Origin of the sequence: Paraburkholderia sp. CNPSo 3076 (assembly GCF_026343935.1) — a bacterium.
Lineage (GTDB): Bacteria > Pseudomonadota > Gammaproteobacteria > Burkholderiales > Burkholderiaceae > Paraburkholderia > Paraburkholderia nodosa.
This window is the reverse complement of the sequence record NZ_JAPMAL010000047.1, coordinates 66202-90613: the sequence shown is the minus strand read 5'-3', so window position 1 is coordinate 90613 and position 24412 is coordinate 66202. Positions and strand designations below refer to the sequence as shown.

General features: G+C 66.3%; 23 protein-coding genes and 1 riboswitch. Of the genes, 14 read left to right on the top strand and 9 right to left on the bottom strand.

The window, feature by feature from the left end; translation table 11 throughout:
- Positions 1–88 precede the first annotated feature (88 nt).
- Positions 89–1105 (bottom strand): sensor domain-containing diguanylate cyclase, encoded by a 1017-nt coding sequence (locus M3A49_RS37235; protein ID WP_254352240.1) that lies wholly within the window; start codon positions 1103–1105, stop codon positions 89–91.
- Positions 1106–1279: 174 nt separating this feature from the next.
- Positions 1280–1975, bottom strand: coding sequence for a FadR/GntR family transcriptional regulator (locus M3A49_RS37230; RefSeq protein ID WP_266233350.1), 696 nt, complete (start codon positions 1973–1975; stop codon positions 1280–1282).
- 133 nt (positions 1976–2108) lie between these two features.
- Here M3A49_RS37230 and dgoD point away from each other — a divergent pair, with 133 nt between their 5' ends.
- Positions 2109–3257, top strand: coding sequence for a galactonate dehydratase (gene dgoD, locus M3A49_RS37225; protein WP_028205969.1), 1149 nt, complete (start codon positions 2109–2111; stop codon positions 3255–3257).
- A 285-nt stretch (positions 3258–3542) separates the two neighbouring features.
- Positions 3543–3842 (top strand): hypothetical protein, encoded by a 300-nt coding sequence (locus M3A49_RS37220; protein ID WP_266233301.1) that lies wholly within the window; start codon positions 3543–3545, stop codon positions 3840–3842.
- A 17-nt stretch (positions 3843–3859) separates the two neighbouring features.
- Here the strand turns inward: M3A49_RS37220 and M3A49_RS37215 are convergent, their stop codons facing one another.
- Positions 3860–4786: a CopD family protein gene (locus M3A49_RS37215; RefSeq protein WP_266233300.1), complete on the bottom strand. Its 927-nt coding sequence runs from the start codon at positions 4784–4786 to the stop codon at positions 3860–3862.
- Between the two features lie 610 nt (positions 4787–5396).
- On the opposite strand from M3A49_RS37215, the gene M3A49_RS37210 reads away from it, so the two are divergent.
- The 4 genes from M3A49_RS37210 (at position 5397) to M3A49_RS37195 (ending at position 10390) form a co-directional block, all read left to right on the top strand.
- The gene (locus M3A49_RS37210) at positions 5397–6164 is read left to right on the top strand and encodes a c-type cytochrome (protein WP_254352246.1); all 768 of its coding nucleotides are present in this window, start codon (positions 5397–5399) and stop codon (positions 6162–6164) included.
- 21 nt (positions 6165–6185) lie between these two features.
- Positions 6186–7481, top strand: coding sequence for a c-type cytochrome (locus M3A49_RS37205; protein WP_266233299.1), 1296 nt, complete (start codon positions 6186–6188; stop codon positions 7479–7481).
- A gap of 354 nt (positions 7482–7835) precedes the next feature.
- On the top strand, positions 7836–8456 hold the full coding sequence (gene trhA / locus M3A49_RS37200; protein WP_266233298.1) for a PAQR family membrane homeostasis protein TrhA: 621 nt from the start codon (positions 7836–7838) through the stop codon (positions 8454–8456).
- Positions 8457–8713: 257 nt separating this feature from the next.
- Positions 8714–10390, top strand: coding sequence for a DEAD/DEAH box helicase (locus M3A49_RS37195; protein WP_266233297.1), 1677 nt, complete (start codon positions 8714–8716; stop codon positions 10388–10390).
- Positions 10391–10456: 66 nt separating this feature from the next.
- Here M3A49_RS37195 and M3A49_RS37190 read toward each other — a convergent pair whose 3' ends face one another.
- The gene (locus M3A49_RS37190; RefSeq protein WP_028205976.1) at positions 10457–11290 is read right to left on the bottom strand and encodes a ferritin-like domain-containing protein; all 834 of its coding nucleotides are present in this window, start codon (positions 11288–11290) and stop codon (positions 10457–10459) included.
- A gap of 630 nt (positions 11291–11920) precedes the next feature.
- Here M3A49_RS37190 and M3A49_RS37185 point away from each other — a divergent pair.
- Positions 11921–12118, top strand: a complete 198-nt coding sequence (locus M3A49_RS37185) for a hypothetical protein (protein ID WP_028205977.1) — start codon at positions 11921–11923, stop codon at positions 12116–12118.
- Positions 12119–12367: 249 nt separating this feature from the next.
- Here the strand turns inward: M3A49_RS37185 and M3A49_RS37180 are convergent, their stop codons facing one another.
- A complete protein-coding gene (locus tag M3A49_RS37180) occupies positions 12368–12745 on the bottom strand; it encodes a hypothetical protein (protein ID WP_266233296.1) in 378 nt (125 codons plus the stop codon).
- 221 nt (positions 12746–12966) lie between these two features.
- Here M3A49_RS37180 and glpK point away from each other — a divergent pair, with 221 nt between their 5' ends.
- Together glpK and M3A49_RS37170 are read left to right on the top strand one after the other, a co-directional pair.
- A complete protein-coding gene (gene glpK / locus M3A49_RS37175; RefSeq protein WP_266233295.1) occupies positions 12967–14502 on the top strand; it encodes a glycerol kinase GlpK in 1536 nt (511 codons plus the stop codon).
- A gap of 141 nt (positions 14503–14643) precedes the next feature.
- Entirely contained in the window at positions 14644–15330 is a 687-nt protein-coding gene (locus tag M3A49_RS37170) for an HAD family hydrolase (RefSeq protein ID WP_069262876.1), read from the top strand.
- 112 nt (positions 15331–15442) lie between these two features.
- Here M3A49_RS37170 and ribB read toward each other — a convergent pair whose 3' ends face one another.
- The 4 genes from ribB to M3A49_RS37150 all read right to left on the bottom strand — a co-directional run bounded on the left by ribB (position 15443) and on the right by M3A49_RS37150 (position 19231).
- On the bottom strand, positions 15443–16171 hold the full coding sequence (gene ribB / locus M3A49_RS37165; RefSeq protein ID WP_254352254.1) for a 3,4-dihydroxy-2-butanone-4-phosphate synthase: 729 nt from the start codon (positions 16169–16171) through the stop codon (positions 15443–15445).
- A gap of 163 nt (positions 16172–16334) precedes the next feature.
- Positions 16335–16508, bottom strand: a riboswitch (FMN riboswitch).
- Between the two features lie 113 nt (positions 16509–16621).
- Positions 16622–17380, bottom strand: a complete 759-nt coding sequence (locus M3A49_RS37160) for an XRE family transcriptional regulator (protein WP_266233294.1) — start codon at positions 17378–17380, stop codon at positions 16622–16624.
- A 201-nt stretch (positions 17381–17581) separates the two neighbouring features.
- Positions 17582–18769 carry an MFS transporter gene (locus M3A49_RS37155; RefSeq protein ID WP_266233293.1) on the bottom strand — a complete coding sequence of 396 codons (1188 nt, stop codon included), beginning with the start codon at positions 18767–18769 and terminating at the stop codon, positions 17582–17584.
- Between the two features lie 57 nt (positions 18770–18826).
- Entirely contained in the window at positions 18827–19231 is a 405-nt protein-coding gene (locus tag M3A49_RS37150) for a VOC family protein (RefSeq protein WP_266233292.1), read from the bottom strand.
- Between the two features lie 115 nt (positions 19232–19346).
- On the opposite strand from M3A49_RS37150, the gene M3A49_RS37145 reads away from it, so the two are divergent.
- From M3A49_RS37145 to M3A49_RS37125, 5 genes are all read left to right on the top strand, one after another.
- Complete coding sequence (locus M3A49_RS37145; RefSeq protein WP_254352261.1) at positions 19347–20330, top strand: LysR family transcriptional regulator; 984 nt, start codon at positions 19347–19349, stop codon at positions 20328–20330.
- A 278-nt stretch (positions 20331–20608) separates the two neighbouring features.
- A complete protein-coding gene (miaB, locus tag M3A49_RS37140) occupies positions 20609–21982 on the top strand; it encodes a tRNA (N6-isopentenyl adenosine(37)-C2)-methylthiotransferase MiaB (RefSeq protein WP_028205984.1) in 1374 nt (457 codons plus the stop codon).
- A gap of 37 nt (positions 21983–22019) precedes the next feature.
- On the top strand, positions 22020–23153 hold the full coding sequence (locus tag M3A49_RS37135) for a PhoH family protein (RefSeq protein ID WP_266233291.1): 1134 nt from the start codon (positions 22020–22022) through the stop codon (positions 23151–23153).
- A gap of 35 nt (positions 23154–23188) precedes the next feature.
- Positions 23189–23650 (top strand): rRNA maturation RNase YbeY, encoded by a 462-nt coding sequence (ybeY, locus tag M3A49_RS37130; protein ID WP_266233290.1) that lies wholly within the window; start codon positions 23189–23191, stop codon positions 23648–23650.
- Between the two features lie 13 nt (positions 23651–23663).
- The gene (locus M3A49_RS37125) at positions 23664–24353 is read left to right on the top strand and encodes a gamma-glutamylcyclotransferase (protein WP_266233289.1); all 690 of its coding nucleotides are present in this window, start codon (positions 23664–23666) and stop codon (positions 24351–24353) included.
- Positions 24354–24412 lie beyond the last annotated feature (59 nt).

The window sequence follows — 24412 nt, the reverse complement described above, 5'->3', positions numbered from 1 at the left end:
CACAAGGACAGCGGCTTTTTTCATTTCCGGATTCCGTGCTCGCGCCTGGCGAACCGATTAACCGCAGTCCGCCAGACAGCGGCACCGTTCACCTAACCTGCTTGCGCTCCCGCTTCGTTTCGTACATCGAACGATCCGCGTATTCGATCAGCGCCGTCATCTCGGTGCCGTCTTCGGGCAGGATCGCAACGCCCACGCTCACGCCGAGATCGATGCGATGTCCTTCGAACTCGAACGGCTCGCCCACGGTGTCCACGAGCCGGCGGCTGTAGGCCTCGGCGTCCCCGCGCCCCGCGATGCCCGGCAGGATCACGGCGAACTCGTCGCCGCCGACGCGCGCGGCCGTGTCCACGCGGCGGCTGTGACGTGCAATGCGCGCCGCAGTCTCGCGGATCGCCGCGTCGCCGGCGCGATGGCCGTAGCGGTCGTTGATCGGCTTGAGGCCATCCATGTCGAGATTGAGCACGCCGAGTCCGCCCGACGAGCGCACCGCGAGATCCACCGACTGGCGCAGGCGATCGTAAAAGAGCGCACGATTGGGCAGACCCGTGAGCGCGTCATGCGTCGCGCGCAGATAGAGTTCGCTCGTCTCGTGTCGCGCGGCATGGAACATCGCCGCGGCGATGAGCTCGGACATCAGCGAGAGCGTGCGGATGTCCTCGTCCTTGAAGGCGTCGACTTCCGAATTCGTGACTTTCAGAACGCCGACGATCGTCTCGAGATGCTTGAGCGGCGTGACGATCATCGAACGCAGGCCGGCGCGCCGGCAAGCTTCGCGGTCCACGCGCGGGTCGCTTTCGGAGTCGTCGCAGCGCAGGATCTCGCCCTCGCGCACGCACATGCCCGACAGGCTCGTTTCGCGCGCGAGGCGCAATCCAAGGAGGTCCGCGACGTTGCCCGAGGCCGCGCGGTACACCATGTCCTCGCCTTCGGCTAGCTCGACGACCGCGCCTTGCGCTCGCGTGAGCTGCTCGGTGCGCTCGGCCACGTAGGCCATCACGCCGCCGAGATCGAGCCCGAGCTTCGCGATGTCCGACTGCGCCTTGATGATTTCCAGCAGGGTTGCGTTGTCCAGTTGCGTGTCTTTCGCTTCGCTCTTCTTCATCGCTTAACCGTTAGCCTTGCCTTTGACTTGTTGACGGCACTGAAAGCCAAAGCGCCGTGCGATCGGGCTAAAGCATAGCAAACGCTATTGATTGTGCCAGCGCAAACGTTTTACATCTGCAATTCGCTGCGCTTTATGCGATTCGTTGCGAAGACACCCATTAGGCATACGCGTTCAGCGCTCGATGCGCTCGCGCGTCACGCGCAGCAGCGCCGCCATCGCGCGGCTCGCCGCATGGGCGTCGCGTTGCGCGATCGCGTCGTACACGAGGGTGTGATCGGGCAGCGCAGCGTTGAACACGTCGGCGCGCTTCGCATTCACGCGCAACTGGCCTTCGAGCGTGCGCTCGATCAGCGTGCCGAGCGGCACCAGCAATTCGTTGCGGCAGGCGCCCAGCACCGCGAGATGGAAGCGCAGGTCCGCGCGCACCCACTCGTCTACATTGCGCGCCCCAGCCATGGCCGCGTGCGCGGCGGCGATCGAGGCAAGCGCATCGGCGTCGTGCGCGTTCGCGGCCAGTCCTGCCGCAAACGGCTCGATCATCTCGCGCATTTCCTGGAGCTTGAGCGCGAAAGCGAGCGGCGGCGCCACGCGCGCGTACCAGTCGAGCACGTCGGCATCGAGCAGGTTCCACGCTTCGCGCGCCCGCACCCGCGTGCCCACGCGCGGGCGCGACTCCACGAGCCCTTTCGAGGTGAGCGTGCGCAGCGCCTCGCGCAGCACCGTGCGGCTCACGTCGAACGTTGCCATGAGTTCGGCCTCGCGCGGCAGGACCGTCGCGGGAGGGTAGTCGCCGCGCAGGATCGCGCTGCCGAGTTCGTAGGCCACCGTGCCGTGCAGATCGCGTTGAATCGCCGTTCTCCTGGATATTGGGAAGCGTTGCTAAATAATACTATTAATAGCACTTAAAGGCGAATTTTGCAGTAGCATGTGCGCTTGAAGACGTTGCCGCTCGCGCGTAGCGCGAGCGCCGCCCTACCGCTTAAGGTCATGGAGACACCGCATGAAAATCACCAGGCTCGAAACCTTCGTCGTCCCGCCGCGCTGGCTCTTTCTGAAGATCGAAACGGACGAAGGGATCGTCGGCTGGGGCGAGCCGATCGTCGAAGGCCGCGCGCATACGGTAGCCGCCGCCGTCGATGAACTCGCCGACTATCTGATCGGCCGGGATCCGCTCCTCATCGAAGACCACTGGCAGGTGATGTATCGCGCGGGCTTCTACCGCGGCGGCCCGATCTCGATGAGCGCCATTGCCGGTGTCGATCAGGCGCTCTGGGACATCAAGGGCAAGCACCATGGCGTGCCGGTTCACGCGCTGCTCGGCGGCCAGGTGCGCGACAAGATCAAGGTGTATTCGTGGATCGGCGGCGACCGTCCGAGCGACGTCGCCAACAACGCGCGCGCCGTGGTCGAGCGCGGCTTCAAGGCCGTGAAGATGAACGGCTCGGAAGAGCTGCAGATCATCGACACCTTCGACAAGGTGCAGGGCGTCATCAACAACGTCGCGGCCGTGCGCGAGGCCGTGGGCCCGAACGTCGGCATCGGCGTGGACTTCCATGGCCGCGTGCACAAGCCGATGGCCAAAGTGCTCGCGAAGGAACTCGATCCGTTCAAGCTGATGTTCATCGAGGAGCCCGTGCTCTCGGAGAACGTCGAGGCGCTGCGCGACATCGTCAACCAGACCAGCACGCCGATCGCGCTGGGCGAGCGTCTGTATTCGCGCTGGGATTTCAAGCACATTCTCGCAGGCGGCTACGTGGACATCATCCAGCCCGACGCCTCGCACGCGGGCGGCATCACCGAGTGCCGCAAGATCGCCGCGATGGCCGAAGCCTATGACGTCGCGCTCGCGCTGCACTGCCCGCTCGGGCCGATCGCACTCGCCACCTGCCTGCAAATCGACGCGGTGAGCTACAACGCGTTCATCCAGGAGCAGAGCCTCGGCATCCACTACAACAAGGGCAACGACCTGCTCGACTACATCAGGAATCCCGAAGTCTTCAAGTACGAAGACGGCTTCGTCTCGATTCCGCAGGGCCCGGGTCTCGGCATCGACGTGAACGAGGAGAAGGTGCGCGAAATGGCGAAGACCGGTCACCGCTGGCGCAATCCGGTGTGGCGTCACGAGGATGGCAGCGTCGCCGAATGGTGATGCACAAATGAACGCAGAAACGCGCGGCGCACAGCGTAACGTGACACGCCGGGCGTCGCGCGTTTCGGCGAGGTAACGTTTTGCGCGGCTTTGCGCGCTCAGGCGCGCGCGCTCGCGACACGCGCGAACGGCTTATGTCGTTTGCGCACACAGCCAGTTCATGGAAGGCCGCGCCGCGCAAGGCGTGGCCATCAGCGAACGCATTCTCCGCCAGAGAACGCCACCCACTGGCCTGCTCCTTGCTGATTCCTTTTGCAACCCAACTTCGGTGTTGCAAAGGATTCCATGGACGCGTCGCTTCCCGACTATCTGATCCGCGAACAAGCCGCCGTCGGCGCACTCGTCGCCTTCGGCTTCCTGCGCGTGTTCGCTGCCGCAATCGCCTTCACGCGCGGCTGGCGCATTCGCTGGGTCGAGTACGCCGCGATCGGCGCCGCGGCGCTGTGGTGCGCGCCGCAGCTGATTGCGCTGATCGCCAATCCAATGTCTGTGGCCGCGCTCGCGGAACTCGAAGGCAACGCCACGGGCTGCGCCCTCGCCCTCTTCTTCTCACCGATCCTCAGTCACCGGCTCGGCTACGAATAGGTTGCAGCGACGACGTTTCAGCCCTGCAACACGTAGGCCGGCACGCTGTGCGCGAGCGCGGCCGCGGCCACCAGCACGCCGATCATCACGATCGCTTCGAGATGGATCACGTTGACGAAACGGCGCGCCGCCGCTGTCGACGCCGCGCGCCGCAACTCGGGCATCGCCACGAGCCGGTTGAAGCCGCCCATCGCGAGCGCGAGCAGGACGAGCACGGCCTTGAGCATCAGCACGCGGCCCCAGGTGCTGCCGACGATGGCGTCGATCGAGCCGCCGCTGCCGCGCAGCGCGTCGAACACGCCCGTCGCGATCACGAAGCCGACCGCAAAGAACGCCACGTTCGAAATCTGGCCCGCCGTGCGGATCAGCACGCCGCGCGCCGTCGATGCGCCGAGCGCCGGCAGCACGGCAAGTCCCCCCGCCATGACGATGCCGCTCCACGCGCTCGCACTGAGCAAATGGAGGGTGTGCAGCCCGAGCGCGGCCGAGGGGAAGCCCGCATCGGCCGCGTGCCCGAGCCCCGCCCGCCCGGCGGCGATGGCGACGAGCGCGAGCCACAGCACGCCGTCTCGCGCCACACTCGAAGCCGCGAACGCGCAGCCGAGCAGCACGAGCGCGCCGACGAACGCAACGCTCCACGCGTGGCCAACGTGCGTTTGCGAGAGCACCGTGCCGACCACGCCGAACGCGCTGGGCAACGGTTCGCCGCTGACCGACGCACTCTCGTAAAGCATCCACAGGATGAGCGCCGCCACGAGCACGAATGCCGCAGCGCGCAGCGAGCGTTGCGCACGCAGCCATGCGAGGCGCGCGGGCGCGACGGCCGTGCGGCCGTCCTTGTCGAGCCACGCGCCATAGAACGCCGAGCCGAGCGCGAATGCGTAGGCAATGTTGACGATGGCCGCCATTGCGACCTGCCCGATCCAGAGCCAGTCAGCTTTCATCGGACCTCGCCCTCCCGCGTGTTGCGGGTCGCACGGACTTCGCGCGAAGGGGATCGGTCGGCTTGATGCAACGATAGGGAAAGTGCAATTGGAGTCATCGAGACAAGTGGCAAGGAAACAACATGAAAACGGCAACAGCAGCAAGCACACGCATCACATCGCGTGTCCCGCAAGGGTGCCTGCTTCGATAGCCGGCGCGCCATTCGGTTCAATGCGGGCTCGATGCGGCTTCAACGCGCGTTCCATGCGCGAGCATCGAGCCGAGGCACGACACCGAAAGCAGCGGCGGCATGCGCCCGGCATCAGGTCATGCATGAGCCCGGCAACGAGCGGCTCGCCGAGTGTGGCGCGGGTGCGGGACAACCCCGTGTCACCGATCGGCGAACAGGTGCAGAATCATAACCGGCACCGCCGCGACGATCGGCCGCAAGCGCGTCGCGGTGGCGCCGCGAAGGCATCGGCGGGCGCTTGTGGCGCATGTGGCAAATGGTCACTATGAGTTCCCGATGCTAGAATCTGCTGCGTCGCCGCAGCGCGCACGGTCTTCTGCTTTCATCGCGCGCAGCCTAAAAGCCGGGCCGTTCGAAGCCTGGTCAGGTCCACGATAAAGATGGAGTTACGCGTGTCCCCAAGACGTATCTTCCGGCCGCTCATTCCGCTCGTCGCGCCTCTGGCAGCAGCACTTTTGCTCGGGACGACCGGCGTTCTCAGCGCTGCACATGCCCAGACGGCGGCCTCCGCGCCGCAGCCCAACGCCCCGGACACGATCGCCTCACGCGTGCAGGGCTGCACCGCGTGCCACGGCTCGCACGGGCAGGGCACCGACAACGATTACTTCCCGCGTCTCGCCGGCAAACCGGCCGAATACCTGTTCAACCAGCTAATGAACTTCCGCGAGGGGCGCCGCAAGTACCCTCCGATGAATTATCTGGTCACCTATCTCTCCGACGACTACCTGCACGAGATCGCGACGTTCTTCTCACAGCAGCGGCCGCCCTACCCACCGCCCGCGAAACCTTCGGTCGGCAGCGACACGCTCGCGCGCGGTCAGCAGATCGTCCTGCACGGCGACCCGGCCAAGCAGGTGCCCGCCTGCGCGGCCTGCCACGGTGCGAAGCTCACCGGCATGGAGCCGGCCATTCCGGGTCTGGTCGGTCTGCACATGGATTACATCAGCGCGCAGATCGGCGCCTGGCGCTCGGGCTCGCGGCATGCGAAGGCGCCCGACTGCATGCATGAGATCGCCACGCGCCTCACCGACGAAGACGTGAACGCGGTCGCGGCCTGGCTCTCCACGCAGAGCGCGCCGCAGAACCCCGTGCCGGCGCCGGCTGGCTCACTCAAGACGCCGCTTGCCTGCGGCAGCGAACCGCAATAAGGCGCCGGGGAGACAGCCAATATGAACCGCAAGTCCCTGTTCGCACTTTCCGCCGTCGTCGTGGCCGCCGCCGCGGCCCTCGTGCCGGTGCTCTGGTCGGGCACCCACTATCTGCACAATGGCGCAGCGCAGGCCGCGACGCCCGTCGACCAGGCCGATCTCATCAAGAAGGGCGAGTATCTCGCGCGCGCCGGCGACTGTATCGCCTGCCACACCGTGCGCGGCGGCCAGATGTTCGCGGGCGGCCTGCCGATGGCCACGCCGTTCGGCACGCTCTACACCCCCAACATCACGCCCGACGACCAGTACGGCATCGGCAAGTGGAGCGCCGACGACTTCTATCGCGCCATGCACACGGGCCGCTCGAAGGACGGCAGCCTGCTCTATCCGGCGTTCCCGTTCGCGAGCTACACCAAGGTCACGCGCGCCGACGCCGACGCGATCTTTGCCTATTTGCGCTCCGTCCCGCCAGTCAACGTGCCTAGCCGCCCGCACGAACTCAAGTTCCCGTTCAACAACCGCAACCTGCTGATCGGCTGGCGCACGCTGTTCTTCCGCGAAGGCGAATACAAGCCCGATCCGACCAAGTCGGTCGAATGGAACCGTGGCGCGTATCTCGTGGAAGGCCTCGGCCATTGCGGCATGTGCCACACGTCCATCAACGCGGTGGGCGGCCCGGTCAACTCGGCGGCCTTCGCGGGCGGCCTGATCCCGTTGCAGAACTGGTATGCGCCGTCGCTCACGGGCAGCGAAGGCGGCCTCGGCGACTGGGACATCAAGGACATCGCAAGCCTCTTGAAGACCGGCGTTTCGCAGCGCGGCGCCGTGTTCGGTCCGATGGCGGACGTGATCCACAACAGCCTGCAATACCTCTCGGACGACGACATCCACGCGATGGCCTCGTATCTGAAGACCATCCCGCAGAAGAAGGAAGCGCCCGAAACGATGCAGATGGAGACTTCGGAAGCGTTCGGCGGCGAACTCTTGCAGCAAGGTCAGAAGATCTACCATGACCAGTGTGCGAAGTGCCACGCGGAGAACGGTCTCGGCATGCCGCCGAACTTCCCGCCGCTTGCGAACAACCAGTCGATCCAGATGCATTCGGCCGTGAACCCGATCCGCATGGTGCTCAACGGCGGCTATCCGCCGAGCACGGGGGGCAATCCGCGCCCGTACGGCATGCCGCCGTTCGCGCAGGCGCTCTCGAACCAGGAGGTTGCGGCGGTGGTGACGTTCATCCGCATGTCCTGGGGCAACAAGGGCACGCCGGTGTCCCCGCAGCAGGTCTCGGACCTGCGCTCGTCTCCGCTCGACTGACGCCTGTGTCGACCAGAGTTAGCGTGTCGACCGGAGTTGACGCTTTAGCGCCTGCTCCGGTCCCGTAGCGCTTACTCTGGTCCCATGCAAAGCCGACCGCCGCCGTTAGGGCCCCAGCCCTTACGGCGGTCCCACGCAAGTGGTTACTGCTATAGTAACGATTGCCTGATAAGGGCGCAGTCCGCAAAGCGCGGGCTGCGCCCTTCGCTATTTGGCGCCGGGCCGTGCGGTGAAAACGGCTCCGTGGCCCGTCAGGCCTGGTTTTGAACGCTGCGCTCGAGCACGGCGCCGTACGGGGCGGAACACTGTTCCACCGGCGCGCCTTGCGCTCAAGAAGAACAAGGAGTGGTCGTCATGCACGCCGGTGAGCGTCTGAACAGCATTACTCACCTCGTGGGCGCGATGTTGTCGATAGCGGGGCTCGTCTCGCTCGTGACGCTCGCGGCGCTGGATCACGACGCCTGGAAGGTCGTGAGCTTTGCGGTATACGGGGCGATGTTGTGCGCGCTGTACACGATCTCGACGCTGTATCACGGCGTGCGCGGCATCCGCCTGAAGGCGGTGCTGCAAAAGTGCGACCATGCCGCGATCTATCTGCTCATCGCGGGAAGCTATACTCCGTTCACGCTGGTGACGCTGCGTGGACCCTGGGGCTGGTCGCTCTTCGGCGTAAGCTGGGGGCTCGCGGCCCTTGGCATCGTCCAGGAACTCACGCTCGGGCGGCGCACGAGAGTGCTTTCGATGGTGCTCTACGTGGTGATGGGGTGGCTCGCGGTGGTGGCGGTTCGCCCGCTCATCGAAGCCTTGCCGGCCGCGGGCGCGGCGTGGCTACTGGCCGGCGGCGTCATTTACAGCGTCGGCATTTATTTTTTCATCAATGACGAGCGCATCCGGCACGGACATGGAATCTGGCATCTGTTCGTGCTCGCCGGGAGCGTCTGTCAATTCGTGAGCGTCGCGCGCTACGTCGCGTGACGCGTCAATGCGAAGACATCGCACGGCCGCCGCAGTGTCCGCGGCCGCACGATGCAACTTAACGCCAGACGACGGGTCTTGATAGACCCGTCCGTTCCATGAAGAAAAAACGCGGCGCGCGCACTGGCGCGCCGTCCGAACAACGCGAAAAGGCGGCTTCACCGGGCGCATTCGAACCCGGCAACACCGCTTTGGCTGCGCAGCGCGCCTTCGGGCCGCGAAGCGACGCCCGCGCTACTGCAATACAACAGGTGTTTATGTCTTTCGATTCTCTCGGCTTGTCCGAACCGCTGGTCCGCGCAGTCAACGAACTTGGGTACAGCACGCCCACGCCTATCCAGGCGCAGGCGATTCCCGCCGTGCTCGGCGGCGGCGACCTGCTCGCCGGCGCGCAAACCGGCACCGGCAAGACCGCCGGCTTCACGCTGCCGATCCTGCAACGCCTCACGGACATGGCGCCGGCAGCGGGCGGCAAGCGCGTGGTGCGCGCGCTGATCCTCACGCCCACGCGCGAGCTCGCCGCGCAGGTCGAAGAGAGCGTGCGCGCCTACGGCAAGTATCTGAAGCTCAAGTCCACGGTGATGTTCGGCGGCGTGGGCATCAATCCGCAAATCGACGCGCTCAGGCGCGGCGTGGATATCGTGGTCGCGACACCGGGTCGCCTGCTCGATCACATGCAGCAAAAGACGATCGATCTTTCGCAGCTCGAGATTCTCGTGCTCGACGAAGCCGACCGCATGCTCGACATGGGCTTCATCCACGACATCAAGCGCGTGCTCGCGAAGCTCCCGCCCAAGCGCCAGAACCTGCTCTTCTCGGCCACCTTCGCCGATGAGATCAAGGCGCTCGCCGACAGCCTGCTCGATTCGCCCGCGCTCATCGAAGTCGCGCGCCGCAACACCACGGCCGAAACCGTGGCGCAGAAGATCTATCCCGTCGACCGCGACCGCAAGCGCGACCTGCTCACGCACCTGATCCGCCAGCACAACTGGTTTCAGGTGCTCGTGTTCACGCGCACCAAGCACGGCGCGAACCGCCTCGCCGAGCAGCTCACGAAGGACGGCATCAGCGCGCTCGCGATTCACGGCAACAAGAGCCAGTCGGCACGCACGCGCGCTTTGAGCGAGTTCAAGGACGCCACGCTCCAGGTGCTCGTCGCGACCGACATCGCCGCGCGCGGGATCGATATCGATCAGCTTCCGCACGTCGTCAACTACGATCTGCCCAACGTGCCCGAGGACTACGTGCACCGCATCGGCCGCACCGGCCGCGCGGGCGCGACGGGCGAAGCCGTGTCGCTCGTGTGCGTGGACGAGCATCAACTGCTCAAGGACATCGAGAAGCTCATCAAGCGCGCGGTGCCCCAGGAGGTCATTGCGGGCTTCGAGCCGGACCCGAACGCGAAGCCCGAGCCGATCCAGCGCCGCAGCCAGCCCCAAGGGCGCTCGCCGCGCCAGGGGCAAGGCCAGGGCCAGGGCCGCGGTGCGTCGAATGGCGCGAATGCCACGAACGGCGGACGGCCCGCGCAGGCGCGTGAACCGCGTGAGTCGCGCGGCGGTAATCGCGAAGGTGGCCGCGAAGGTGGCCGCGAAGGTGGCCGTGAAGGTGGCCGTGAAGGCAACCGCGAAGGTGGCCGCGACAGCAACCGCGCGCAGCCAGCCAGCGGTGGCGGCAACGGCGGCCAGCGCCCGGCCAAGCCGGCCTCGAACGGCGGCGTGCGCACCGCCAAGCCCGTGAAACAGCAAGGCGCGAATCACGGCGCACAAGGCGCGCGCGGCGAGCATACGCGTCGCGAAAGCCAGCGCGGCGTTTCGCACGAGAGCGCCATGGGCCGCCCGCAACAACGCAAGCCGCAAGGCAACCCGGGCGCACTGCTCGGCGGCCGCCCAGGCGGCAATTCGCGCCGCGACGGCAACGGCCAGCGCGATCGCTGATCTTCGCTTCCAGGAACGAAAAAGCCCGCTCGAGCAGCGGGCTTTTTGTTTTCGCGCGCCGATGTCCTAGCGGAAGAAGACGTGTTGCGTGATCTTCGCGAGCGGATAGTGCACGCCGGGCCGGATCTTCGCAGGCAGGTTGAGCGGCTTGAGCAGCATCTTCACGCACATGTCGGCGGAAAGATTGTGGCGCACCAGCTTGTTCACGCGCGCGGTGAGCTCGCGGCTATAGGCATCGTCGCGCACGCGGTCGGGGTAGCGGCTCGCGTACACATGGCGCAGCGCGATCTCGGAATCCTCGTTCTTGATCTCCATCACGCGGCGCATGAGCGCACCGAGTACGGCGAGACGCCCGTGCCCTTCTATCTGGTTGTACTTCTTGAAATAGCGGAAAAAGTGCTTGTAGTGGCGCACTTCGTCGCTGCGAATGTTGTCGGTGATTTCCTTGAGCACGGGCTCATCCGAATACTCGCCGATCGCGCGGTAAAGCGTGGCGGTGCCGGTTTCGACCACGCAGCGCGCAACCATTTCGAGCGCGCGCGTTTTCTCGAACTCCTCGAATGAACAGGTCTTCGAATACTCTTCGATGAAGGTCTGAAACGCCGCATCCCAGTCGAACTCGGGCCACACGTACTGGATGTACGTCTTCAGCGCACGCCCGTGCTGAAGCTCCTCGGGCTCCCATTCGCGGTTGAGCCACTCTGAGACCTCGGGGTCGCCGTTGAAGAATACGTTCAGGTTACTGGTGTAAAGGTCGGAACCGCTTTCAATGAACGAAGAGGCGGCGAGGAGCAGCATCAGGTCTTCGTTGGCGGCGGCACGTTGACGGTCGATACGTGTGAGATCGATGTCTTCGATGCGCCAGGGCATCACATGGCGAGGCTCATTGTCGTTACGCATTGTGTCCTACTCCAGAAGCGGCGTTTTACGCTCACGACGCGCGGCGCCCGGCCGGAAGTCCGAGGCCCGGCGAACTGCGCCAGTCACGCGCGACGAACGTTACAAGCCATCCCTATTTCCATCTTAGCTGTACTTTCGCGTAGCTGCAGTCACAAAGCACAGACCGGGCCCGGTTCCCGCAGTTCCGCGAATTGACGACCTCTTCGCGTTACGTCATGTGACGATCACCGGCCGAGGCGCAAACGCATCACCCGCGGGCATACCGTGCGTTTGATGCGTAGCGTATCGAAGCGGATTCGCTCGCTGCGTGCCGCGCTGCGGCACGAACCTCAAGTGATTTCGCGAATCCAGGCGGCTCGCACTACCGCTGCGTGCGGGCTCGAATGTCAAAGGGAAAATTTTCGGGGCGTGGTTTGTACAACGCAGCGGCGTTGACTACACTCCAGTTCCCCGAGGTAGATCCCGGGCTGGATGCCGTTTTGGCCGCGCACAGGCGGCCCGGGCGGCCGGTCCCTCCAGCCAGCCGATCTGCACGGTCGCAGGCTTTCGCTCATACCACCGCATTCCTGTCGCTGCGCCGCCCTGCGGGCCGCAACCGGCGACCTCTGATGCGGCAACACGGAGAGAACGATGCTGAGTCCGCATGAATTCGCCACCCTGCTGCTAGTACAGGACGCCCCCAACCAGCTCGACATGGAGCGAGAAGAACTGGACGCCTTGCTCGAACGACAGCTCGTCCAACTGGAGCGCCTTGCATCCGGCCTTCAGCAATGGCGACTAACCGAAATCGGCGACTCTGCGTTGCGCGCCATCAAACGGTGTTCGTAGCCTGATCCCGCGGGCCGAGCACCCGCGTAGCCACAGGCTCCATTGCCCTCTATCGATTTGCGCGGACGCGTGAGTCGTCCGCCAGCCCGGCTTGTCGGGCACGTCCCCGATGCAGGCGCACGGCAGTAGACGTACGCGCCTGCAGTGCATGGTCACGCGGACCCGCGCGCTTCATGCCCGCGTGACCATCTTTTTGCGCGTGCTGCTTTGCACGCGCGGACGCGCGCACCCTGCCACGGCACTATTCGCCTACCCGGCTCTCAGCGTGGGGTCGACCGCCGCCCGCCAGCTCAGCGCCTGGGCGCGCTGCGTATTGAGGAAGTTCACCCACTCACCCCGCGCCTCGCCGTTGCCGCTCTTGCCGAGCGTGGTGTATTGCTGCGCGAGCTGAGCCTGGAAGCCGCAAAACTGGTCCTGGGGCAGCCTGCCGCGCCGATTGGCGACCCACGCATCGAAAATGGCCGCGTAGACGCCCGGCGCATACGCACCGAAATCGACCGCCTGACCGCCGCACATCTGTTGCAACGCGGCCAGCGACGGTGCGCGCCCCCCGCCTTCCGGGCCCGGCGGCGCGCCCACGCACCCCGCGAGCAGCACGGCCGCACCGATCATTGCCATTGCACGCATGATTGCCTCGTTATCGTTTTCGACTGGTTGGAACGACTGCATCCCGACTCGGTTATTGTCGCACCGCGCCGCGCGAGCGACACCCTGGCCGTTCCGTCGCGCCGAGTCGAGCGCAAATCGCTTTCGGGCTATGCTGGATTCGATGCCACGCGCCTCGTTGCGCGCCGGTCGACGGCCGGTCGACGCGCGTACCGCCGCGCACCCTCCACGGAGACTGCACGATGCCTCAGTCGCACGCCGAGTCGTACATCCTCGCGCTGGACCAGGGCACGACGAGTTCACGCGCCCTGCTGCTAGAGCGCAGCGGCGCAATCGTCGCGCTCGCACAGAAGGAGTTTGCGCAACTTTACCCGCGGCCCGGCTGGGTCGAGCATGACCCGCGCGACATCTGGTCGAGCCAGGCAGGCGTCGCGGCGGAAGCGCTCACGCGCGCGGGCGTCGGGGCCGCGGCGATTGCGGGCATCGGCATCACGAACCAGCGCGAAACGACCATCGTGTGGGACCGTGAAACGGGTCAGCCCGTGTACAACGCCATCGTCTGGCAGGACCGCCGCACGGCCGGCTATTGCGACGAACTGAAGGCGCGCGGCCTCGAGCCAATGGTGCGCGCGAAAACCGGCCTGCCGATCGACGCGTACTTTTCGGCAACGAAAATCCGCTGGATTCTCGATCATGTCGAGGGCGCGCGCGAAAAGGCGCGCGCGGGCCGGCTCGCGTTCGGCACCGTAGACGCCTGGCTGCTGTGGCACTTCACTCGCGGCGCGCTGCACGCCACCGACATCACGAACGCTGCGCGCACGATGCTCTTCGACATCCACACGCTGCGCTGGGACGACGACCTGCTCGCGCTCTTCGAGATTCCGCGCAGCATGCTGCCGCAGGTGCGTTCGTCGTCGGAGGTCTATGCACGCACGGCGGCAGCGCTCTTTGCAGCCGAAATCCCGCTTGCCGGCGTGGCCGGCGACCAGCATGCGGCGCTCTTCGGGCAGATGTGCATGCATCCCGGCATGGTGAAGAACACCTACGGCACCGGCTGCTTTCTCGTGATGAATACCGGCGCGCAGCCTGTCGAGTCGAGCCACAACCTCGTCACGACCATCGCGTGGCAAGCGCTCGGGCAAACGCAATACGCGCTGGAGGGCAGCATCTTTATCGCGGGCGCGGTGGTGCAATGGCTGCGCGACGGGCTCGGCATCATTCGCAGCGCAGCGGAAATCGAACCGCTCGCGGCCAGCGTGCCGCACAGCGATGGCGTGTATCTCGTGCCCGCGTTCGCCGGCCTCGGCGCGCCGCACTGGAACGCGCACGCGCGCGGCACGCTGTTCGGGCTCACGCGCGGCACGACCGCGGCGCATATCGCACGCGCGGCGCTCGAGTCGATCGCCTATCAGTCGTTCGACGTGCTCGCCGCCATGGAGGCCGATTCCGGTATGCGCGTGAACGAGCTGCGCGTGGATGGCGGCGCCAGCGCGAACGATCTGCTCATGCAGTTTCAGGCCGACCTGCTGGGCGTGAACGTGTTGCGGCCGCGCTCGAGCGAAAGCACCGCGCTGGGCGCGGGATATCTGGCCGGGCTCGCGGTTGGGTTCTGGCGCGATATCGACGAACTCCAGCAGCATTGGAGCCTCGAGCGCCGCTTCACGCCCTCGTTGCCGCGCGACGATGCGGCAACGTGCCTGGCCGGCTGGCAGCGCGCGATACGCGCGGCAAAAGCATGGGCCGACACCCGCGAGGCAAACGCAATGGACGACGGCTGAGCCTCGCAGGCCGCGAGTGCGCTGCGTGCAAAAAGCAAAAGCACGTATGATGGGAGTTTCCACCTTCCCGCCTGCCTGGCTCAGGCGCACGCACCGGCCGCCGACCGCTGGCCGCGCGCTGCCCGGCCTCTCGTTTCACGCATGATCGACCATCTCATCTGCGACTGTGACGGCGTGCTCGTCGACAGCGAAGTCATCGCCGACCGCGTTCTGTTCGACACGCTCAGCAGCACCTTTCCCGGCATCGATTTTCACGCCGCCGTGAACGCGGCGTTCGGCCAGCAGACCTCGCGCTTTCTCGCCGACGTCGCCGCGCGCTTCGACCTCACGATGCCCGAGGACTTTCTCGAGACCATCGAACATCGTTGCGAAGCCGCCATTGCCGAGTCGGTGAGCCCGATCAACGGCGTGCGCGACGCCTTGCGCCGGGTGACGCTGCCTGCCGCCGTTGTTTCGAACAGCCGGCTCACGCGCGTGCACGCTTCGGTGCGGCGCGCCGGGCTCGACACCATCTTCGGTGAGCGCATCTTCAGCGCCGAGCAGGTCGCGCGGCCCAAGCCTTATCCGGACGTATACCTGCACGCGGCGAAGCAGCTCGGCGTGGAGCCGGCGCGCTGCATCGTCGTCGAAGACAGCATTTCGGGTTTGAACGCCGCGCGCGCGGCAGGCATGAAGACGATTGCGTTCGTGGGCGCGAGCCACATTCCGTCGGGCTACGCCGATGTGCTGCGCGAGATGGGCATCACGCGCATCATGGCGCACATGGAAGAGCTGCCGGCGCTCGTCGAGGCCGGCGTGCGCGGCGAATTCGGCGACGTGCAGTCGTAAGGCTGCGCGCCCCAAAGGCGCGCAGATCGCACAAGTCGCACGCGCCGCAATGAAAACGGGACGCGGCGCCCATCGGCCGCCACGTCCCTCACCCCGCTACTTTCAACGCGCCTCAGGCCGGCTCGGCGCAGCGCTCGCGCGCCACGGCGAGCGACTCGCGAAACGCCACCAGTTCGGCAATCGAGAGCACCGGCAGATTGTGCAGCTTCGCGAAGTCGTCGACCTGCTTGCCGCGCGCCATCGTGCCATCCGGGTTCATCAGCTCGCACAGCACGCCGGCGGGCGCGAGGCCCGCGAGCACCGCCAGATCGACGGTGCCTTCAGTATGGCCGCGGCGCGCCAGCACGCCGCCCTTCTGCGCGCGCAGCGGGAACACGTGGCCCGGGCGCACGATATCGGCAGGCTTCGCGTCCGGGGCAATCGCGGCGCGGATCGTCGTCACGCGGTCGGCGGCCGAAACACCCGTGCTCACGCCGTCGCGCGCTTCGATCGAGACCGTGAACGCGGTGCGGTTGCGGCTCTCGTTGTGGGCCACCATCGGCGGCAGTTCGAGCGCGCGCACCTTTTCGTCGGACAGACACAGGCAGACGATGCCGCTGCATTCGCGGATGAAGAGCGCCATCGTTTCGGGCGTGAGGCGTTCGGCCGCGACGATCAGATCGGCCTCGTCCTCGCGGTCGTGGTCGTCCTGCAGCACGACCGGGCGGCCTTCGCGCATGGCTTGCAACGCGGCGGCAATGCGCGGCGGCACCGGCTCGGAATCGATGAACGGGAGATCGGCGGCGGCGTCGAGCGGCGCGTCCTGGGATGAAGCGAGAGTGGTACTGGCAGTAAGGGACATGTGAAACGCTCCTCGCGAGAGTTAGGCGAAAAACGTTTCAGGGCATTGCAAACAGACAGGAATCCCCGGCACGCGTGATTCGCACGGATGCGGCGCGCCCCGAAAATGGGGACGCACGCGCATCGGCCAAAACGCCGCGGCGGATGGGCAAACATGACCATCTGCACATCTTCTTTCATCCGGACTATGACCGTCGGCTCTGGCTTCGCACCAGATCTGCTGACCCTGCGCACGACACAATGAGGCTCGCGCAGGCGCTCGCGGGCTCGTCGACCTTGCCTTGCGGCGCGGCCGGCATACCGCCGGTGGGGAATTTCACCCCGCCCTGAAGACGCACTGATTACCGGCTTATTACCTGACTTAACCGGCGGGCAAAGGATACAACAGGCTGCGCATCTGTGCAGCGCGAAAAAGTACGAGTAGACAATTTTCTCGAAAATGCGACGCGGCTCATGCCGGCTGCGCCGCCACGGCTGCGACCGACTCGACCGACTTGACCGCCTCCACCGCGTCGACCGTCCTGACCGCTTCGACTGCCGACGCCGCTTCGCCGCCAGCCGGCGCGGCTGGCACGTCCCAGCGCGGCGGCGTCTCGGCGTTGAGCGTCACGCGAAACACACGCGCCTCGGTGTCGCCCGGGTTGCGCAGGCTGTGCGGCTGGTCGGCGTCGAAAACGATCGCGTCGCCGGTTGCGAGCAGTTGGCGTCGATCGTGCACGCTCACTTCGAGCGTACCCTCGCTCACCACGAGGTTCACCGTCGTGCCGGGCGGGCGGCGCACGCCGGGCTCAGTATGCAGCGGCGCGATGCGCAGTTCGTGGAATTCGGCGGCGGCGGGTTCCCCTTCCGGATAGAGCGCGCGCGCCGAAAAACGGCCGTCGGCGGAAACGAGGCGCGACGCCCGCTCGGCGGGCAAATGCTCGAAGCCGTTCACGGCATGGCGCCGCAGGAACGCCGAAACCGAGACTTTGAGCGCCGCCGCCACCTTGCACAGCACCTTGATCGACGGCACGCTGCGCGCCGACTCGACTTGCGCGAGCATCGCGCGCGAGACACCCGAGGCGCGTGCGAGCGCATCGAGCGAAAGCTGGCGTTCGGCGCGCAGCCGGGCGAGGTTCACACCCACGAGATGCTCCAGCGTCTCGTAAGATCCTTCGGTGTGCGCAATATCGGGTCGTGCATCGCGGACGAGCGCGAGGGGTGAATGCATGGCTGCCTCCAGGCGCGCCGCGTGATTGCGGCGCAAGAGCATGAATGGAGGCAAGACTAGCATCGCGATTTGCCGGGCCCAACGAAGTTATCTTCACACTGTTATCAGCATTGCAGAGCGCCAATCCTGGATTGCTTTCGCGTCCTGCGCATAAGGCGCATTGCCCGCTGCACCGCCTTGCGCCTTGCCCTCATCGGGCGCTCACGTATTCTGCCGCGCCGCCACGCTCGCTTCGCGCAGCGGTACGGCGCGCGTGTCGAGCCGCGCCGCCGCCGAGGTGAGCACGAGCGCCGCCACCGAGACGCCTGCGGCCACCCACGGCAGCGAGTCGAGCGCCACGCCGTGCGCAATGGCGAGACCGCCCATCCACGCGCCCATTGCGTTGCCCACGTTGAACGCGCCGATGTTCAGCGTCGAAGCGAGGTTCGGCGCCGCCGCGGCCTTCGCGACCACGCGCATCTGCAACGGCGGCACGGTCGCGAACGCGGCGACGCCCCACACGAAGACGGTGATCGCGGCGGGCCACATGGCGTGGCTCGTCTTCGTGAAGATGGCCATGACCACGGCGAGCATCACGAGAATGCCCATGAGCGAAGGCATCAGCGCGCGGTCTGCGAGCTTGCCGCCCAGGGTGTTGCCGAGCGTCAGGCCCACGCCGAACAGCACGAGCATCAGCGTCACGCCGCGCGGCGAGAAGCCGCCCACCTGTTCGAGAATCGGCGCGATGTAGGTGAACACGACGAACACGCCGCCGAAGCCCAGCACCGTCATGCCGAGCGCGAGCCACACCTGCGGGTCGCGCAGCACGCGCACTTCGTGGCGGAGTCCGGCCGGGCCGCTGTCGTGATGATTGGGCACCAGCGCCGTCACGCCGCCGAGCGAAATCACGCCAAGGCCGCTCACGATCCAGAACGCCACGCGCCAGCCGAACTGCTGGCCAATGGCGGTGCCGAACGGCACGCCCAGCACGGTGGCGAGCGTGAGTCCCGTGAACATCAGCGCGATGGCGCTCGCGCGCTTTTCCTGCGGCACGAGCGAGGCGGCCACCACGGCGCCGATGCCGAAGAACGAACCGTGCGCGAACGACGCGACGACACGCGCGACCATCAAGAGCGAATAGTTCGATGCGACCGCGCACATCACGTTGCCGACGATGAACACGCCCATCAGTAGTTGCAGCGCGAGCTTGCGGGGCATGCGGCTCGTCAGCACGGCAAGCAGCGGCGCGCCGGCCGCTACGCCGAGCGCGTAGCCCGTCACGAGCAGGCCCGCGGCGGGAATCGTCACGTTCAGATCGCGCGCCACATCGGGCAACAGGCCCATGATGAGGAACTCGGTGGTGCCGATGGCAAAGGCGCTGATGGCCAGCGCGAGTAAGGGGATAGGCATCGAAATCTCCGAAAATCAGCCTGGATTCAAATGGGCTTCAGTGGCATCCAGCGGCCATCAAGCCGCCGCGCCAACCGGCAGCGACGTCACGAACTCGACGACGACACCCGGCGCGAGCGCAACGAACAGCTGCACTTCCGCGCTCGCGGGCACCTCCGCCAGTTGGTACGGCACGCGGTGCGCGGCAAGCCGCTCGACGAGTGCGCGCCACTCAACGCCCGGTGCCACGCGAAACGCCACGTGGTCGATGCGCGGCGCGACGAGCGCAGACGATCCACCTGACAAGCCGGCGGGCCCGGTCGCATCGACCAGATGGATGACCGGGCGGCCGTTCGCGTAGAGCCAGTGGCCGTTCGCGCGAAACGGCGGCCGCGGGCCGTCATCGAGGCCGACGATGTCGCGAAAGAAGCGGCATGTGCCTTCGAGGTCGGGCGTGACGAGGGCGACGTGATCGAGTTGCATGGCGTGCGGGCCGCGGCGGTTGTCCTGAAAACACGCGCATTGTCGCGGCTACGCTCGAATTTGATAATTGGCGTAGCATTTGAATCATTTTCAATCTATTTCTAATAATCGCGCGATGGACAACCTCGGCGACGTGCGCCTGTTCGTGGAGGCAACACGCCTCGGCAGCCTTTCCGCGGCGGGCCGCAAGCTCGGCCTCACGCCCGCGGCGGCCAGCGCCCGGCTCGCGCGGCTCGAAGCGGAGCTTCGTGCGCGTCTTTTCGACCGCACCACCCGCCAGCTGCGCCTCACCGACGAAGGCCGCCTCTACCTCACCTGCAGCGAGCACGCGCTGCGCTCGCTCGACGACGCCAAAGCGGCCTTGCAGGAGGGCCAGAACGCAGTGCGCGGCAAGGTGCGCATTTCGGCGACCTCGGATTTCGGCCGCAATCTGCTGATGAGCTGGCTCGACGAATTCCGCGCCCTCTATCCCGACGTGCGTTTCGCGCTGATGCTGACCGACTCGCTCTCGAATCTCGTGCTCGAAGACATCGATCTCGCGATCCGCTTCGGCACGCCGCAGGACAGCTCGCTCGTGGCGCGCTGGCTCGCGCCGAACCGCCGCGTGCTGTGCGCCTCGCCCGACTACCTCGCGCGCTGCGGCGAGCCGAAGGACCCGAACGATCTGGCCCGTTTCGACTGCATCGTGATCGGTTCGGCGGCGGGGCCGGTAAACGAATGGCGCTTCACGCGCGGCAGCGGATCGCAGGCCGAAACGCAGACCTATACGGTGCCGCTCGATGGCGCACTCGAATCGACGGATGGCGAAGTCGCGCGCCAGTGGGCGCTGTGCGGCTACGGCCTCGCGGTGAAGTCGATCTGGGATGTCGCGGACGATCTGCGCGCCGGGCGGCTCAAGACCGTGATGCCCGAGTGGCGCTACCCCGACGCGCCGCTGCACGCGCTCTATCACCGCAACCGCTTTCTCGCGCCGCGCGTGCGGGCGCTGCTCGATTTCCTCACCGAGCGTTTCGCGCAGACTTCGGGCGAACTGGAGGCGCTCGTCCCCTGCACGGATCCAGCCGTTGCGACGCAAAGCCGCAGACGCAAACGGATATAATGTCGGATTGCGCAGAACGTGATCCGCAGCCGCATCCGCATTGGTAAATATCGGCAAATGCGGCGCCGGCAGAAAGAAGCGAAAAACGACGCGGAACGTCCCAAGTTGCTAGACGCGCCTGGCCAGAAACAGGATGCCGAAGCCGGCTCACAGCCGACATCGCCGCGCCCCGATTCGGCCCCTTAAAACACCGTAGTCCTGACGTGCAGACCGTGCATCACGCGCGTGCATCAAGCGGACGACGCCCCCAGGTCAACCACTGCGAACGGCGAAACCCGATGACCAAGAAAGTTTATGTAAAGACCTTTGGCTGCCAGATGAACGAGTACGACTCCGACAAGATGGTCGACGTACTCGGCGCCGCCGAAGGTCTCGTGAAGACCGACACCCCCGAAGACGCGGACGTCATCCTCTTCAACACCTGCTCGGTGCGCGAAAAGGCGCAGGAGAAGGTCTTCTCCGACCTCGGCCGCGTGCGCGAGCTCAAGGAAGCGAACCCGAACCTGCTGATCGGCGTAGGCGGCTGTGTGGCGAGCCAGGAAGGCGCGGCGATCGTCGCGCGCGCGCCGTACGTGGACCTCGTGTTCGGCCCGCAAACGCTGCACCGCCTGCCGCAGATGATCGACGCGCGCCGCGCCTCCGGCCGCGCGCAGGTGGACATCTCCTTCCCCGAAATCGAGAAGTTCGACCATCTGCCGCCCGCGCGAGTGGAAGGCCCGAGCGCGTTCGTCTCGATCATGGAAGGCTGCTCGAAATACTGCAGCTACTGCGTCGTGCCCTACACGCGCGGCGAGGAAGTCTCGCGTCCGCTCGACGACGTGCTCACCGAAATCGCGGGCCTCGCCGACCAGGGCGTGCGTGAAGTCACGCTGCTTGGCCAGAACGTGAACGCCTATCGCGGCGCTTTGACGGCCGGCGCGCACGACGTGGCCGACTTCGCCACGTTGATCGAATACGTCGCCGAAATCCCCGGCATCGAGCGCATCCGCTACACGACTTCGCACCCGAAGGAATTCACGCAGCGCCTGATCGACACCTACGCGAAGGTGCCCAAACTCGTGAGCCACCTGCATCTGCCGGTGCAGCACGGCTCGGACCGCGTGCTGATGGCGATGAAGCGCGGCTACACCGTGCTCGAGTACAAGTCGATCATCCGCAAGCTGCGCGCGATCCGCCCGGATCTGTCGCTCTCCACGGACTTCATCGTCGGCTTCCCCGGCGAGACCGAAGAGGACTTCCAGAAGATGATGGCGCTCGTCGAAGAGATGAGCTACGACACGAGCTTCTCGTTCATCTACAGCCCGCGCCCGGGCACGCCCGCCGCGAATCTCGAAGACGACACGCCGCGCGAGGTGAAGCTCAAGCGCCTGCAGCACCTGCAGGCCACGATCGAAGAGAACGTGGCGCGCATCAGCCAGTCGATGGTCGGCCGAGTCGAGCGCATTCTCGTGGAAGGCCCTTCGCGCAAGGACCCGAGCGAACTCTCGGGCCGCACGCAGAACAACCGTGTGGTGAACTTCCCGGCGCCGCTCGCTTCGCACGCTCGCCTGATCGGCCAGATGATCGACGTGAAGATCAACCACGCGTACCCCCACTCGCTGCGCGGCGAACTCGTGCTCGCGCACGAAGACGCTTCGACGCTCGCGCATTAATCGGCGCATCGCAGGAATTCAGGAGTTCAGAGACACCTTGAAGCCCAATCAGCAGCATCTGGAATTCACCGCGCCGCGCGACGACAACGCGCGGCTCGCCAACCTCTGCGGCCCGCTCGACGAAAACCTGCGACAGATCGAGCAAGCGCTCGACGTGACGCTCGCGCGGCGCGGCCATCGCATCACCATTCGCGGGCGTGGCGCCAAGCTGGCGCTCGCGGCGCTCGAGAACTTCTACAACCGGGCGCGCGATCCGCTCTCCGTCGACGACATTCAGTTGGCGCTCGTCGAAGCCCGGCACCCCGTGAACTTCGGCAGCAATTCGGCGAACGATCCGCGCGGCAATGGCAACGGCGGCGTGCGCGGCAATGTGAACGGTGGCAACAGCGGTGGCATTGACGCCGCCGAGATCGACCCGCGTTTTCGCGGCGACCCCGATCATCCGTTCGACGAGCCCGCGCGCGAAGGCGTCGACGTCGAGGAACTGGGCCCGAAGCTCTACACGCGCCGCGCCGACCTGCGCGGCCGTACGCCCGCGCAGCGCGAGTATCTGAAGCAGATCATCTCGCACGACGTGACGTTCGGTATCGGGCCCGCGGGCACCGGCAAGACCTATCTCGCCGTGGCCTGCGCCGTGGACGCGCTCGAGCGCGACCAGGTCAAGCGCATCGTGCTCACGCGTCCGGCCGTGGAAGCGGGCGAGCGTCTCGGCTTCCTGCCCGGCGATCTGTCGCAGAAGGTCGATCCGTATCTGCGTCCGCTGTACGACGCGCTTTACGACCTGCTTGGCTTCGACAAGACCGCGAAGATGTTCGAGCGCCAGATGATCGAAATCGCGCCGCTCGCCTACATGCGCGGGCGCACGCTCAATCACGCGTTCATCATTCTCGACGAGGCGCAGAACACCACGCCCGAGCAGATGAAGATGTTCCTCACGCGTATCGGCTTCGGCTCGAAGGCGGTCGTGACCGGCGACACCACGCAGATCGACTTGCCGCGCGGCCACAAGAGCGGCCTGATCGAGGCGCAGCATGTGCTGAAGGACGTGCGCGGCATCGCCGTCACGCACTTCACGAGTGCGGACGTGGTGCGCCATCCGCTCGTCGCGCGTATCGTCGAGGCTTATGACGCGCATTCGAAAAAGGACGAGGGCGTTGGCGACGCGCGCTAACGCCGCCGCCTGCGTCGTTTGACAGCTTTAGCCCCATGCCCCGCGCACCGAAACTCAAACTGACCGTGCAGTTCCCCGCCGCGAAGGCGTTCCCCGAGCACAAGGCCGCGCTGCCGCGCGCCACCGTGGCGGCGTGGCTCAAAGCCGCGCTCTTCGCGGACGCGGAACTGGCCGTGCGCTTCGTCGACGCCGAGGAAGGCCGCACGCTCAACCGCACGTATCGCGGCAAGGACTACGCGACCAACGTGCTCACCTTCGCGTATGCCGAGAGCGAGGACGATCCGGTCACGGGCGATCTGATCCTGTGCTGCCCCGTGGTGGAAAAGGAAGCCGCCGAGCAGGGCAAGCCGCTCGCCGCGCACTACGCGCATCTGCTCGTGCACGGCGCGCTGCACGCGCAGGGTTACGATCACGAAAACGAGACCGAAGCCGAAGAGATGGAAGGCATCGAAACCGAGGTGCTCAACTCGCTAGGCTTTCCGGATCCGTACAAGTAAGTAAGCCTCCGCCATGAACGACAAACGCACGCCCGATTTCGCCGAACCCTCAGCACTGCCCGAGGCGGGCGATGCGAGCGTGCCCTGCCCCGGCTACCCGCCGGCGCTCGGCGAGTCGCGGCTCCTGAGCGAAGACGAATTGCGCGCCTCGCTCGCCTGCACGCTGAAAGCGCGGGGCTGGGACGGCGCGAGCGACATCTGGCTGTTCGGCTATGGCTCGCTGATCTGGAACCCAGGACTGCCCACCGTCGAGAACATGCGTTCACGCGTGCACGGCTACCATCGGGGGCTTTACCTGTGGTCGCGCGTGAACCGCGGCACGCCCGAGCAGCCCGGCCTCGTGCTCGCGCTCGACCGCGGCGGCTCGTGCGCGGGCGTCGCGTTCCGTCTTGCGGCCGAAGGCGCGATGCCGCACCTCGAAGCGCTCTGGCGCCGCGAGATGCCGATGGGCTCGTACCGCCCCGCCTGGCTGCCCTGCGTGCTCGCAGACGGCCGCCGCGTCGCCGCGCTCGCATTCGTCATGCGGCGCGATGTGTCGTCTTACACCGGCAAGCTTTCCGAAGCCACGGTGCGCACCGTGTTCGGCTGCGCGTCTGGCCGCTACGGCACGACGCTCGACTACGTGCGCCGCACCGTCGATGCACTGCGCGAGAGCGGCATGCGCGACCGCGCGCTGGAGCGGCTGCTCGCGCGTTGCGCTTGAGGTTGCGCTGGTCACGTTGACCAAACGGCGGCTGGCGTCACGGCGCGCCGCTTTTTCGT